Origin of the sequence: Micromonospora sp. NPDC049374, assembly GCF_040677165.1 — a bacterium.
Taxonomy (GTDB): Bacteria; Actinomycetota; Actinomycetes; order Mycobacteriales; family Micromonosporaceae; genus Micromonospora.
The window spans coordinates 183,463-196,534 of the sequence record NZ_JBFAQH010000007.1 but is presented as its reverse complement, the minus strand read 5'-3'; the positions used below and the strand labels follow the sequence as shown (position 1 = coordinate 196,534).

General features: G+C 71.9%; 14 protein-coding genes. 11 read left to right on the top strand and 3 right to left on the bottom strand.

All coding sequences use genetic code 11. The features are described 5' to 3' along the window. Positions 1-5: 5 nt before the first annotated feature. Positions 6-212, bottom strand: a complete 207-nt coding sequence (locus AB0J93_RS14630; RefSeq protein ID WP_363921875.1) for a hypothetical protein — start codon at positions 210-212, stop codon at positions 6-8. Beyond that, a complete protein-coding gene (locus AB0J93_RS14625; RefSeq protein ID WP_363921873.1) occupies positions 209-385 on the bottom strand; it encodes a hypothetical protein in 177 nt (58 codons plus the stop codon). Before AB0J93_RS14625 ends, AB0J93_RS14630 begins: the two co-directional genes overlap by 4 nt. Positions 386-548: 163 nt before the next feature. Between AB0J93_RS14625 and AB0J93_RS14620 the strand changes: the two genes are divergently transcribed. Next, positions 549-947 (top strand): ChaB family protein, encoded by a 399-nt coding sequence (locus AB0J93_RS14620; RefSeq protein ID WP_363921871.1) that lies wholly within the window; start codon positions 549-551, stop codon positions 945-947. A gap of 7 nt (positions 948-954) precedes the next feature. On the opposite strand, the gene AB0J93_RS14615 is transcribed toward AB0J93_RS14620, so the two are convergent. Beyond that, on the bottom strand, positions 955-1,662 hold the full coding sequence (locus tag AB0J93_RS14615) for a GAF and ANTAR domain-containing protein (RefSeq protein ID WP_363921869.1): 708 nt from the start codon (positions 1,660-1,662) through the stop codon (positions 955-957). Positions 1,663-1,981: 319 nt separating this feature from the next. On the opposite strand from AB0J93_RS14615, the gene AB0J93_RS14610 reads away from it, so the two are divergent. The 10 genes from AB0J93_RS14610 (at position 1,982) to AB0J93_RS14565 (ending at position 13,071) form a co-directional block, all read left to right on the top strand. Next, the gene (locus AB0J93_RS14610) at positions 1,982-2,428 is read left to right on the top strand and encodes a hypothetical protein (RefSeq protein WP_363921867.1); all 447 of its coding nucleotides are present in this window, start codon (positions 1,982-1,984) and stop codon (positions 2,426-2,428) included. 23 nt (positions 2,429-2,451) lie between these two features. Further along, positions 2,452-3,525, top strand: a complete 1,074-nt coding sequence (locus AB0J93_RS14605) for an L-dopachrome tautomerase-related protein (protein WP_363921865.1) — start codon at positions 2,452-2,454, stop codon at positions 3,523-3,525. A gap of 415 nt (positions 3,526-3,940) precedes the next feature. Then, positions 3,941-4,261, top strand: a complete 321-nt coding sequence (locus AB0J93_RS14600; RefSeq protein ID WP_363921863.1) for an STAS domain-containing protein — start codon at positions 3,941-3,943, stop codon at positions 4,259-4,261. Positions 4,262-4,431: 170 nt separating this feature from the next. Beyond that, complete coding sequence (locus AB0J93_RS14595) at positions 4,432-6,093, top strand: carbamoyltransferase C-terminal domain-containing protein (RefSeq protein ID WP_363921861.1); 1,662 nt, start codon at positions 4,432-4,434, stop codon at positions 6,091-6,093. Then, the gene (locus AB0J93_RS14590) at positions 6,090-7,115 is read left to right on the top strand and encodes a glycosyltransferase (RefSeq protein WP_363921859.1); all 1,026 of its coding nucleotides are present in this window, start codon (positions 6,090-6,092) and stop codon (positions 7,113-7,115) included. The genes AB0J93_RS14595 and AB0J93_RS14590 overlap by 4 nt, the downstream gene beginning before the upstream one ends. Next, positions 7,112-8,746 (top strand): HAD-IIIA family hydrolase, encoded by a 1,635-nt coding sequence (locus tag AB0J93_RS14585; RefSeq protein ID WP_363921857.1) that lies wholly within the window; start codon positions 7,112-7,114, stop codon positions 8,744-8,746. The genes AB0J93_RS14590 and AB0J93_RS14585 overlap by 4 nt, the downstream gene beginning before the upstream one ends. Next, positions 8,743-9,714, top strand: coding sequence for a glycosyltransferase (locus tag AB0J93_RS14580; RefSeq protein ID WP_363921855.1), 972 nt, complete (start codon positions 8,743-8,745; stop codon positions 9,712-9,714). The genes AB0J93_RS14585 and AB0J93_RS14580 overlap by 4 nt, the downstream gene beginning before the upstream one ends. Further along, on the top strand, positions 9,699-10,916 hold the full coding sequence (locus AB0J93_RS14575; protein WP_363921853.1) for a glycosyltransferase: 1,218 nt from the start codon (positions 9,699-9,701) through the stop codon (positions 10,914-10,916). The genes AB0J93_RS14580 and AB0J93_RS14575 overlap by 16 nt, the downstream gene beginning before the upstream one ends. Continuing rightward, complete coding sequence (locus tag AB0J93_RS14570) at positions 10,913-11,620, top strand: SIS domain-containing protein (RefSeq protein ID WP_363922061.1); 708 nt, start codon at positions 10,913-10,915, stop codon at positions 11,618-11,620. Before AB0J93_RS14575 ends, AB0J93_RS14570 begins: the two co-directional genes overlap by 4 nt. Beyond that, positions 11,617-13,071, top strand: coding sequence for a PfkB family carbohydrate kinase (locus tag AB0J93_RS14565; RefSeq protein WP_363921851.1), 1,455 nt, complete (start codon positions 11,617-11,619; stop codon positions 13,069-13,071). The genes AB0J93_RS14570 and AB0J93_RS14565 overlap by 4 nt, the downstream gene beginning before the upstream one ends. Position 13,072: the final 1 nt, after the last annotated feature.

Sequence of the window (13,072 nt, the reverse complement as noted above, 5' to 3'; positions counted from 1 at the left end):
TCTACCTACCGTCGACCTTCTGCCCGGTCTGCCGGGGAGTACACACGGCGGTCCCGGCCGATGCGGCGCGGAGGCGGTCGGCGAGGGTGTCGGTAGAAGTCGAGGAAGCCGTCGGGGTCGGGGCCGACGACGAACTGTTGCCGGATGTCATCCTCGGTGACCGTGTGGGAGGCGGCGTCGAAGTCGACCGGATTGGGCAGTTCGCTCGTCACTTTTCCAGTGCCTCCCGCAATCGCTTCGCGAGGGTGACCGCGGCCTGCGCGATGATCGCCGGGTGAAGTGGTCGCCCATCTCGACCAGAGTCGAAGCCGACCTCCTCGACCCGGACCGCCTGCCGGATCCCTCGGCACGCATCCTCACTGGCCAGCTTGTAGCCGACCCGCATCAACTGTCCCGATTCTCGAGGAAGTGTCTAGATCGTCACCTTTCCACGCTCGCGCCCCAAACCCTCGAATGGGGAACGGCAGCCGCGCGCTGGCGAACGGCGGTGTTTGGCGCGGCGACCACGGGGGCACGGTCAACGACGAGAAGCTACGAGAGGAGCGACGATGCCGGCGCGGAAGGACATGCCCAGCACCCTGAAGCGGTCGCCGAAGAAGGCACAGGACACCTACGCGGAGGCGCACGACTCCGCAGTCGACTCGTACGGTGAGGGCGAGCGCGCCCACCGGACGGCGTTCGCGGCCGTCAAGCACTCCTTCGAGAAGGTGGGCGACCACTGGGAGCCGAAGGCCAAGAGGGGGCCGAGTGACAAGAAGGCCGCCGGCGGCCGCGGCTCGTCGGGCCGGACAGCCGGTGGGGTCGACGCCAACGCCAGCAAGGAACACCTGATGGACCTGGCCAAGAAGCTCGACATCCGTGGCCGGTCACGGATGAACAAGGCGGACCTCGTCAAGGCCATCCGCAAAGCCAACAACGGCAGCACCCGCAAGGCCCGCGAAAAGTAGACGAGGGTCAGCGTTCTCCGGCTGCCCGGTCGACGAGGGCCTGGGCCACGTCGCGGACCTTGCGGTTGGAGTCCTGCGACACTTTCGCCAGGATGGTGAACGCCTCGCCGGGGGTGCAGCGGCGTTCGGCCATGATGATGCCCTTGGCCTGCTCGATGACGGCGCGGTTGGCCATCGCCTCCTGCATCTGCCGGGCGAGGGTGGCGGTGCTGTCGTAGAGCTGCGCATTGGCCAAGGCGACGGCGGCGTACGCGGCGAAGGTCTCCAGCACGGTGATCGTGTCGTCGTCGAACGCGTGCGGGGCACGGGCGTAGACGTTGAGCGCCCCGACGACCGCGTCCTGAACCGGCAGACCGATCGACACCGAGCTGCCCACCCCTGCCTTCACGCCACGTTCAGCCCAGTCCGGCCACCTGTCTTCGGTGGAGAGGTCGGGTACGGGCAGAATGTCGCCGCTGGCGGCGGCGTCCAGGCAGGGTCCGCGACCTTGCGCGTACTGCCGCTCGTCCATGTCCCGGGCCAGGTCGTCAGTGAACGCCGCGGTGTGCCCAGTGCCGTTACGGACCAGGGTGACGGACACCTCCACCGGTGCGTCCAGGGTGCGTTTGGCCAGTTCGGCGACGCGTTGCAGAACGTCGTCGAGGCCAGTCTCGCCGAGCTTGATCCGGCCGAGTTCGGCGAAGGCGTCGCCAGGGTCCGTCGGCTGGTGACTCATGGCGGCAGTCCTCACGGTCAACACGCCGGAACACCATCATCAGGGGCGAAAAGGGTGGGGCGCGCGGATGGCAGCCCACACGTCGCGGGCCGCTGCACGGACCCACCGGACGCGGAGCCGGGACCAGCGCCGGGTGCTCGACGCCGATTCGCCACATCCGTATCACGGCGGAAGTGGACTACAGGGCCGCAACGATACCCTCCTACTTACGCGAGCGTCCCGGGGAGCGTAAGCGGATGGTCTGTCGTCCCGGTGATGCCGGCTCGCACGCGCCCGGCCCGTCGGGTGTGATCGGCGGGCAGGCGGGTAGCAGGTGAGAATGACGCCGACCAGCAGAGTTCTGATCGCCGGCGCCGCCGGCGCGTCCGCGTTGAACGCCGTCACCTACCTGGACATGGCGGTGCGGGCCCGGCCGGCCAGCAGCGCCGGGGAGGACAGCGCCGCCCGCCTGGCCGACCTGGCCCACGTCGACCTCGGCGACCAGCAGGCCGGTGAGAACCGGAAGTCCGGGCTCGGCCCGTTGCTCGGCTACGTCACCTCCGTGGCCGCCGCCGGGATATACGCCGCAGCAGGAGGCCGCCGACTGCCCACCGCCGTCTCGGCGCTGGCCCTGACCGGGCTAGCAATGGTCGCCTCCAACGCCCCCATGACCGCGCTGAAGATCACCGACCCCCGCTCGTGGTCGGCCGCCGACTGGATCACTGACCTCGTCCCACACCTGGCCTACGGGACGGTCACCGCGTTCGCTCTCAAGGCGCTACGGTGACCGGCCCGGCAGCCAATGAACCGGTGGGTGAACTGGAGGTGGTGCACACCTTCACCGGACCGATGCCGACCGGGGTGAGCGTGTCGCACAACGGGCGGATCTTCGTCAATTTCCCGAAGTGGGGTGACGAGGTGCCTGCCACGGTGGTCGAACTGCGCGACGGGACCGAGGTGCCGTTTCCCGACCAGGAGTGGAACAGCCCGTCGGCCGACGACGACGCGCAGGCGTTCGTCTCGGTGCAGAGCATCGTGGTCGACCCGGCCGACCGGCTATGGGTCCTCGACACCGGCAGCCCCATGTTCCAGCCGACCCGGACGGGTGGGCCGAAACTGGTCCGGGTCGACCTGGACACCGACACGGTCGCCCAGGTGATCACCTTTCCGGCCGACGTGGCGCTGCCCACCACCTACCTCAACGACGTGCGCTTCGACCTGCGCCGCGGCGAGGCCGGCATCGCCTACATCACCGACTCCTCCGACTCCGGCCCGAACGGGATCATCGTGGTCGACCTGGCCACCGGCGAGACCTGGCGCCGGCTGCACGAGCACCCGTCCACCAAGGCGGAGCCGCTGGAGACGTTCCGACCCGTGGTGGAGGGTCGGCCGTTCCTGGAACGCCCCGCCGACGGCGACCCGAAACCGGTGTCGATGGGCTGTGACGGCATCGCCATCGCCGCCGACGGCTCCCGCCTCTACTACTGTCCGCTGGCGTCGCGCCGCTGGTACAGCGTCGCCACCGACGCACTGGCCGACCAGAGGCTCGGCGACGACGAGGTCGCCGCGACGGTCCGCGACGAGGGCGACAAGGGCGGCGGCTCCGACGGCCTGGAGACCGACGACACCGGACGGCTCTACCTCACCTCCTACGAACACAACGCGGTGCTGCGCCGCCGCACCGACGGCGAGTACGAGACCGTGGTCCACGACTCGCGACTGCTCTGGCCAGACACGATGTCGGTGGCCGTTGACGGGTACCTGTACGTCACTGCCAACCAGCTGCACCGCCAAGCCGCCTACCAGCGGGGACAGGACCTGCGGCGCAAGCCGTACCTCCTGTTCCGGACCCGGATCGACACGGGCCCGGTCCTGCTGCGCTGAGCCGGCGCCATCCCCGACCGGTCGACCATTCACGGCGACGCTAGCGTCACCGAAAGTCGTCGAAGCTCTCGGTGGCCACTCCCGGCGCAGGTGCGCCAGCGTCCGCTGGCTCAGGTTGGACTCCTCCTGGCTCAACGCCTGACACCGGGTGAGGACCTGCTCGTCCGGCTGCGGTGGCAGCAGCGGGACCGCCGAATCGAAGGTCACCGCCAGCATCAGGCTCCTTCACACTCGCTTGGTGTCAGCGGCGCACGTCATGGGTAAGGTCGGCTGCGGGTCAAGACGTGCGCCCAGGTCCGCCTCCCGCGCCTTGCTGCCGCGGGAGGATCCGACTCACCGATGCACCAGATCGGGAGGCGACATGCCCATCCTCACCAGGCCCGCTCGACAGCGTGCTCAACCCGCCGAACCCATCATGACCCTGTCCCTGGACAGTGAGGGACCGGTGCCGTCGATCACCGTCCGTGGCGAGGTCGACATGAGCACCGCACACCTCATCAGCGAGCTGGCCGAACACGTGATCACCCGGCGTCCCGTACGGGTGATACTCGACCTATCCCAGGTGACCTTCTTCAGCGCCCACGGCATCAGCGCCCTGCTGCGAGCAGAGCACGCCGCCACCCGCGCCAAAGTCACGCTGATCCTGCACGATCCCGCCCCGTGCGTCACCTATCTGTTGGCGGCAACCGACACCCGATTGAATGTGGACGCTCCGATAGCCGCCACGACTCGGTGATCCCCATGGGACCTGATCGAGCGGCTCGCGCGGAAAGTCCCTAACAGTTCGGCTGCCCAGGATGCCGCGGTGCGGATGTGTCGACCGTCGGCACCATATGGACATTTCGCATTTTTGGGAAGTTGCCGATCTTCGGTGTGGTCGCCCAGGCACAGGGTAGAAGGCGTTCTATGCGTGTTCTCGGGATCAATGCGATCTTTCATGACCCGGCTGCTGCCCTGGTCATCGATGGCCGGGTGGTGGCCGCCGCGGAGGAGGAGCGGTTCAGCCGGCGTAAGCACGGTAAGCGTCCGGTGCCCTTCTCGGCGTGGGAGCTCCCCGAGCTTTCCGCCGCCTGGTGTCTGCGGCACGCCGGCATCGATGCCGGCAGCCTCGACGCGGTCGCCTACTCCTTCGACCCTGGCTTCTGCCGAGACGCCGCCGAGTTGGGCCTGGCGGACCCGTGGGACTGGCTGCGGGTCGAGTACGCGACGCGGGCGCCGCAGTTCCTCGCCGAGGCGTTGCCGGGTCTCGACCCGGACATCGTGCGGTTCGTGCCGCATCACGTCGCGCACGCCGCCTCCGCCGGGCTCGCCGCGCCACCGGAGGCAAGCGGTACGACGGCCTCCGCCGTGTTGGTGCTGGATGGGCGGGGTGAGACGGCCAGCCACCTGGGTGGCGTCTACGTCGAGGGACGGCTGCGGCAACTGGCCGCGCAGCAGTTGCCGCATTCGTTGGGTCTGCTCTACGAGGACCTCACCCGGCACCTGGGCTTCCTGCACTCCAGCGACGAGTACAAGGTGATGGCACTCGCCTCGTACGGCCAACCACGCCACCTGGGGCTGTTGCGCGACCTTGTCCGCCCCACCGACGACGGCGGGTTCACCGTGGACCAGATCGACTGGTCCACATTGGCCAAGCCGCGCGCCGCGGACGGGGAGATGACCGCCGAGCACGCGGACCTCGCCGCCAGCGTGCAGGCGCGGGTGGAGGAGACGATCCTCGAGCTGGCCCGATGGCTGTATGAGGCAGCCGATGGACCGGCCACCCTGACCATGGCCGGCGGGGTCGCCTTGAACTGCGTCGCCAACGCCCGGATCGCTGCGGAGGGCCCCTACCGGCGGGTGTGGGTGCAACCGGCGGCGGGTGACGCGGGCACGGCGCTCGGCGCGGCCCTGCACCTGGCCAGTGTGCTCGGCGACACCACCGCCCCGATGCCCGGAGTCGACCTGGGTCGAGGGTGGACCGACGACGAACTGGAGGCGGAGCTGCGTCGAGCGGCGCTGCCGTACCGGCGACCGGACTCGATCGCCGCCGAAGCGGCCCGGGTACTGGCCGGCAACGGTGTGGTCGCCTGGTTCCAGGGCCGCAGCGAGTACGGGCCCCGGGCACTGGGCCACCGGTCGTTGCTCGCGCACCCCGGAGACGCCGACACCACGCGCCGGATGAACGACATCAAGGGCCGTGAACAGTTCCGGCCGATCGCCCCGATGGTACGTGTCGAACGCGCCGCCGAGATCTTCGATGGCGAGTTGCCCAGCCCGTACATGCTCTTCGTGCATCGGGTCGCGCCTGCCTGGCGGGAGCGGATCCCGGCGGTGGTGCACGTTGACGGCACGGCGCGGGTCCAGACCGTCGACCCGACCACCGAACCGCTGGTGGCCGAGATGCTGGCCGAGTTCGACCGGCTCACCGGCTTGCCGGTCGTGGTCAACACCTCGCTCAACACCGCGGGCCGGCCGATGGTCGACACGCCACGGGAGGCGATGGAGCTGTTCGGCTCCGCGCCGGTTGACCTGCTCGCGATCGGTCCGTACGCGGTGCACCGGACCGATCTGGGAACAGCGCGATGATCAGCATCGTCGTGCCGACACTGGGTCGGGACAGTCTCGGCGACCTGCTGGCCACACTCGCCGGGCAGGTCGGTGACCGGCCGGCTCTGGAGATCCTTCTGGTCGACGACCGGTCCACCGGCGGCGGCGAGTTGCCCGTGCCCGGAGCGTTGACCGCGTACACGAAGGTGCTGCGCGGCCACGGCGCCGGGCCGGCGGCGGCGCGCAACCTGGGCTGGCGGGCCGCCCGGTTTCCCTGGGTGGCGTTCCTGGACGATGACGTGCTCCCGGCGTCGGACTGGCTCGACCGGCTCGTCGCTGATCTCGCGGTCCCCGAGCGGGTCGGCGGTGTGCAGGGCGTCGTGCGGGTGCCGCTGCCGGCCGATCGACGGCCGACCGACTGGGAACGGACCACCGCCGGCCTGGCCGACGGTGAGTGGATCACCGCCGACATGGCCTACCGGCGCACCGCTCTCACCGCCGTGGGCGGCTTCGACGAGCGATTCCCCCGGGCCTACCGCGAGGACGCGGAACTGGCCCACCGGGTCCGGTGCGCCGGCTGGCGGTTGACCCGGGGCACCCGGACGGTGACGCATCCGGTGCGTGCCGAGAGCCGCTGGATCAGCCTGCGCACGCAGCGGGGCAACGCCGACGACGCCCTGCTACGCCGGCTCTACGGCGCGGGCTGGCGCGAGGAACTGGGCGTGCCGGCGGGGCGTCGCCACCGCCATGCCGTGATCACTACGGCCGGCGTCCTGGCAGCCGTCGCGCTGGCCGGTGGCCTGGCCGCCCGGGGGTCCCGTGCCGGTCGGCCGTTCGCCGGCACGGCGGCGCTGGCCGGTGCGGTCTGGTTGGCCGGTACGACCCGGTTCGCCTACGAGCGGATCGCGCCGGGACCGCGTACCCGCGCGGAGGTTACCGCGATGCTGATGACCAGTGCGGTGATTCCGCCGCTCGCCGTGACGCACTGGGTGCGTGGCTGGTGGGGCGGTCGTCATGAGGCGCCGTGCCGCGCCGTGCGGTGTCGCGATGGTGTGCGATGACGGGGTGCGACGCCGCTTCCGCCCGCCTGTTCGACGCCGTGCTTCTCGACCGGGACGGCACCCTGATCGAGGACGTGCCCTACAACGGTGACCCGGACAAGGTTCGCCCGATGCCCGGCGCCCGGGCGGCGCTTGACCGGCTCCGCGCCGCCGGCCTGCGGCTGGGCGTAGTGACCAACCAGTCCGGGCTGGCCCGCGGCCTGTTCACCGCCGCCGACATGAACGCGGTGCACGCTCGCGTCGACGCGCTGCTCGGCCCCTTCGACACCTGGCAGGTCTGCCCGCATGGGGAGGAGGCGGACTGCCGGTGCCGCAAGCCGGCGCCCGGGCTGGTCGAGGCTGCCGCCCGGGCGCTCGGCACCGACCCGAGCCGGTGTGCGGTGATCGGCGACATCGGTCGGGACGTGGTCGCCGCCGCGGCGGCCGGAGCCGCCGGCATTCTGGTACCGACAGCGGTCACCCGCCCGGAGGAGATCGACGCCGCGCCTGCGGTCGCCGTCGACCTGGCGGACGCCGTCGACCAGGTGCTCCGCCGTCAGGCACTGGTACGCGCCGAGCTGACGCCTCAGCCGGGGCATGAGGTCCACGGACGCCCGCGCACGGTGCTGGTGGCGCGCAGCGACTCGGCCGGCGATGTGCTGGTCACCGGGCCGGCGATCCGGGCGGTGGCGGCCGGGGCTGACCGGGTCGTGTTGTTGTGCGGCCCGCGCGGCCGGGCGGCCGCCGGGCTGCTGCCGGGTGTGGACGAGCTGATCGAGTGGCCGCTGCCGTGGATCGACCCGTCACCGGCGCCGGTGGCGGCGGAACCGATGCGGGAGCTGATCGCCCGGCTCGCCACCGTCGGTGCTGACCAGGCGCTGATCTTCACGTCGTTCCACCAGTCCCCGCTGCCGCTGGCGCTGCTGCTGCGGATGGCCGGCGTGCCGCAGGTCGCTGCGATCAGCGACGACTATCCGGGCAGTCTGCTCGACCTGCGCCACCGTGTGCCGGCGGGGATACCGGAGGTGGAGCGGGCGTTGTCGCTGGCCGCCGCGGCCGGGTTCGGGCTGTCCGTCGGCGACCAGCCGACGCTGCGACTGAATGCCGACGCGCTGCCGGCACACCCGCCGGTCGCGCTGCCGGCCGGCTACGTGGTCGTCCACCCCGGGGCGTCGGTGCCGGCTCGGGCCTGTCCGCCGCAGCGCTGCGCCGACATCGTCTCCGCTCTCGTCCGCGCCGGTCACCGGGTCGTGGTCACCGGCGGACCGGACGAGCGGGAACTGACCGCTGAGGTGGCGGCGGCCGGCGGTGTCGACGTCGGCGGTCGTACCTCCCTTGCCGACCTGGCCTCGGTGCTGGCGCGGGCCGACTGTGTGGTGGTCGGTAACACCGGGCCGGCGCACCTGGCCGCCGCGGTCGGCACGCCGGTGGTCAGCCTGTTCGCCCCTACGGTGCCGTTCGGGCGGTGGGCGCCGTACCGGGTGCCGCTGGTTCGGGCCGGTGACGCCGGGGCTGCCTGCCGGGACACCCGGGCCAGTGTCTGTCCGGTAGCCGGCCATCCCTGCCTCGCCGATGTCGACCCGGCCGAGGTGGTGGCCGCCGTCCGGCTGCTCGCCGCCCGGGCCGCCCGGCCAGCGGAAGGACAGCGATGAACATCCTGGTGTGGCACGTCCATGGCGCCTGGACCACCGCCTTCGTGCACGGCAAGCACCGGTACCTGGTCCCGGTCACCGCCGACCGCGGACCGTACGGCCTCGGTCGCGCGCGGACCTACGACTGGCCGGCGGCGGTCGAGGAGATCCCGCCGGCCCGGCTCGCCACCGAACCGGTCGACCTGGTGATCCTGCAACGGCCCGAGGAACTGGGCCTGGCCGAGACATGGCTGGGCCGGCGTCCCGGGCGGGACCTGCCGGCGATCTACGTCGAGCACAACACGCCGAAGGGCGACGTACCGAACACCCGTCACCCGATGGCCGACCGCGACGACCTGCTCGTCGCCCACGTGACCCACTTCAACGACCTGTTCTGGGACACCGGCGCCACCCGCACCGCCGTCGTCGAACACGGCATCGTCCCACCCCGGGCCAGATACGACGGCAGCATGGAGCGGCTGGCGGTGGTGACCAACGATCCGGTCCGCCGCTGGCGGGTGACCGGCACCGATCTGATGCCGCACTTCGCCGCGGTCGCCCCGCTGGACGTCTTCGGCATGGGCGTCGACGCCCTTCCCCAGGCGGTCGGCCTGCCCGCCGATCGCCTCGGCACCTATGACCTGCCCCAGGCACGGCTGCACGAGCAGCTCGCCCGACGCCGCGCCTATCTGCACCTGTGCCGCTGGACCTCGCTCGGGCTCAGCCTGCTGGAGGCGATGACCATCGGCATGCCCGTCGTCGCGCTGGCCACCACGGAGGCGGTCGCGGCCGTACCCCCCGAGGCGGGCGTGCTGTCGACAAACCTCAACACGCTGCGGGAGGCCGCCGCGTGGCTGATCGACGACCCGGTCGCCGCACGAACGCTGGGTGAGCAGGCCCACCGCGCCGCTGTCGGCCGGTACGGCCTGGACCGGTTCCTCGCCGACTGGGATCGACTACTTCAGGAGGAACAGTGCGCATCGCGATAATCTCCGAACACGCGAGCCCGCTCGCCACCCTCGGCGGCCGGGACGCCGGCGGGCAGAACACCCACGTGGCTGAACTCGCCGCTGCGTTGGCCGCACAGGGACACGACGTCCGCGTCTACACCCGACGCGACCAGCCGCACCAGGACACCGTCCTTCCGCTGGGCGACGGGGTGAGTGTGGTCCATGTGCCGGCCGGACCGGCCGAGCCGGTACCGAAGGACGAACTGCTGCCATACATGCCGGAGTTCGGCCGGTGGCTCGCCCGGCACTGGCAGGACGATGTGTGGCGACCGGACGTGGCCCACGCGCACTTCTGGATGAGCGGACTCGCCGCCCTCGCCGCCGGCCGGCAGACCGGCGTACCGGTGGTCCAGACCTATCATGCGCTCGGCACCGTGAAGCGTCGCCACCAGGGCTCGGCCGACACCAGCCCGCCGCGCCGGATCAGGTACGAGCGGATGCTCGGCACCGGCGTCGACCGCGTCATCGCGCAGTGCGCCGATGAGGTGCAGGAGCTGACCCGGATGGGCGTCCCCCGCTCCGCCATCACCGTCGTACCGTCCGGAGTCAACCAGGCAATCTTCACCCCGGACGGGCCCGCCGCCCGTCGCGACCCGGGCCGGCCCCGCCTACTGAGCGTGGGTCGACTGGTCGAACGCAAGGGCTTCCAGGATGCCGTCCGCGCGTTGCGGGCCGTGCCCGGCGCCGAGTACGTCCTGATCGGCGGCCCCCCGGCGGCACGACTGGCCGACGACGGGTTCGCCCAGCGGCTTCGTGCCCTGGCCGCGTCCCACGACGTCGCGGACCGGGTACACCTCGTCGGCGCCGTGCCCCGCGTGGACATGGCCCGCTGGTACCGGTCGGCCGACCTGCTCGTGGCCACCCCCTGGTACGAACCATTCGGGCTGACTCCACTGGAGGCCATGGCCTGCGGGACTCCGGTGGTCGGCACGGCCGTCGGCGGCCTGACCGACACCGTCGTGCCGGGGGTCACCGGCGACCTCGTACCGCCCCGGGACCCGGAGGCGTTGGGCGCCGCGCTGCGCCGCCTCCTCGACGACCCGGACCGGCGTCGTCGCTACGGCGTCGCCGCCGTCGACCGGATCCGTACCGGCTACTCGTGGAGCCGGACCGCGGCCCGACTCGGCGCCGTCTACACCGCCGTGTGTGGCGCGCCCCAGACCAGCGCAGCGGTGGCCTGATGACCGAACAGTTGCTTCTCGACGCGCACCTGACCCAGCTGTCCCGGGCGCTGCCCGGCTATCGTGACGCCGCCCGGCGACTGAGCCGCTGGGGCACCCAACTCGCCCGGACCCTGGCCGGCGGCGGCCGGCTGCTGGCCGCCGGCAACGGCGGCAGTGCCGCCGAAGCCCAGCATCTCACCGCCGAACTGGTCGGCAAGCTCCGCGACGACCGCACCCCGCTGTCGGCGATCGCACTGACGGCCGAGACATCCTCGTTGACCGCGATCGGCAACGACTACGGCTTCGACGAGATGTTCGCCCGGCAGGTACGCGCCCACGGCCGGCCCGGCGACATCCTGCTGCTGATGTCGACCAGCGGCCGTAGCGAGAACCTACTGACGGCAGCGGAAGCCGGACGGCACACGGGGATGACCTGCTGGGCGTTCACCGGACCGGCACCCAATCCGCTCGCCGACGTCTGCGCCGAGGTCCTGGCCGTGCCGTCGAGCGAGCCGCAGGTGGTCCAGGAACTGCACCTGGTCTCCACCCACCTGCTCTGCTCCTACGTCGACCAAGCCCTGCCACGGCTGCGGCCCACCGGACCGGGCCCACGACTCGCCAGCCACGACGGCCCGGCACCGCCCCCGTGGCGAAACGGGCGGGCACCGGCCGAGGCGCGGCCGCTGCTGACCCTGGCGCCCGGTGAGGAGGCACCCTCATGAGCGGTCCACTGGTCGTACTCGGGGACACCCTGCTGGACCGGGACATCGACGGCACCGTCGACCGGCTCTGCCCGGACGCCCCGGCACCGGTCCTGGACGAGAGGTCGGCGACCGACCGGCCGGGCGGGGCCGGCCTGGCCGCCCTGCTCGCCGCCGCCGACGGGCACGACGTCGTCCTGGTCACCGCGCTGGCCGACGACCCGGCCGCAGCCCGACTCACCGCGCTGCTCACCTCCGCCGGGGTACGCCTCCACCCGATACCGCTGCCCGGCGCCACCCCCGAGAAGATCCGGCTGCGGGCCCAGGGACAAACCCTGCTCCGGCTGGATCGCGGCGGCCACATCCAACCCTGCGGCGAACCATCGGCCGCGACGCTGGAGGTACTGGCCGCGGCGGAAGCCATCCTGGTCAGCGACTACGGACGCGGTGTAGCCCGGCAACCGGCGTTGCGCCAGGCGCTCGCCGCAACGTCGGCGCCCGTGGTCTGGGACCCACACCCGCGCGGGCCGGCGGCCGTACCGGGCTGCCGGCTGCTGACCCCCAACGAAAGGGAACTGTTCCAGCTCACCGCAGACGCCGCGACCGGACCCCGGCTGTCCGGGGTGGCCCGCTCGGCGCGCACACTGCGGGACCGTTGGCGTGCCGCCGCGGTCGCGGTGACGCTCGGCGGCGACGGCAGCCTGCTGTGCCACAACGGTGGCGCACCACTGGTCGTACCGGCACCCACAGCGACCGTGGGTGACACCTGCGGCGCCGGTGACCGGTTCGCCTCCGCCGCCGCTCGCGCCCTGGCGCAGGGGGCGCTGGTGTCGGAGGCGGTCGAGGAAGCGGTCCGGGTCGCCTCGGCGTACGTCGCCGCCGACGGCCCGGCCGCGCTGACGGCCCCGACCCCCGTCGCGGACGACCGCGCCACCCCGGGCGTGGCCATCACCGGTGCGGCCGGCGACGGTGGTCGGGCAGCGGCGTCCGCCATGCTAGCCCGGGTACGCGCCAACCAGGGCACGCTCGTCGCCACCGGCGGCTGCTTCGACCTCCTGCACACCGGACACCTGGCGACGCTGCAGGCCGCCCGTCGGCTCGGCGACTGCCTCATCGTCTGCCTCAACTCCGACCGCAGCGTTGCCGACCTGAAAGGGCCCGACCGCCCGATCACCCCACAGGCCGACCGGGCCCGGCTACTCGCCGCGCTGGACTGCGTCGACGCGGTCGTCATCTTCGACGAGCCAACCCCGCAGGCGGTGCTGTCCTGGCTCCGCCCCGACATCTGGGTCAAGGGCGGCGACTACGCCCGAGGCGCCGACCCGGACCACCCCGACCTACCCGAAGCCGCACAGATACGTGGTTGGGGCGGACAGACCGTGCTCGTGCCCTACCTCCACGGACACTCCACCTCCAGCACCATCGCCGCACTCCGCGCCGACGGCGGACACCTCACGGAAGGACGACGATGAA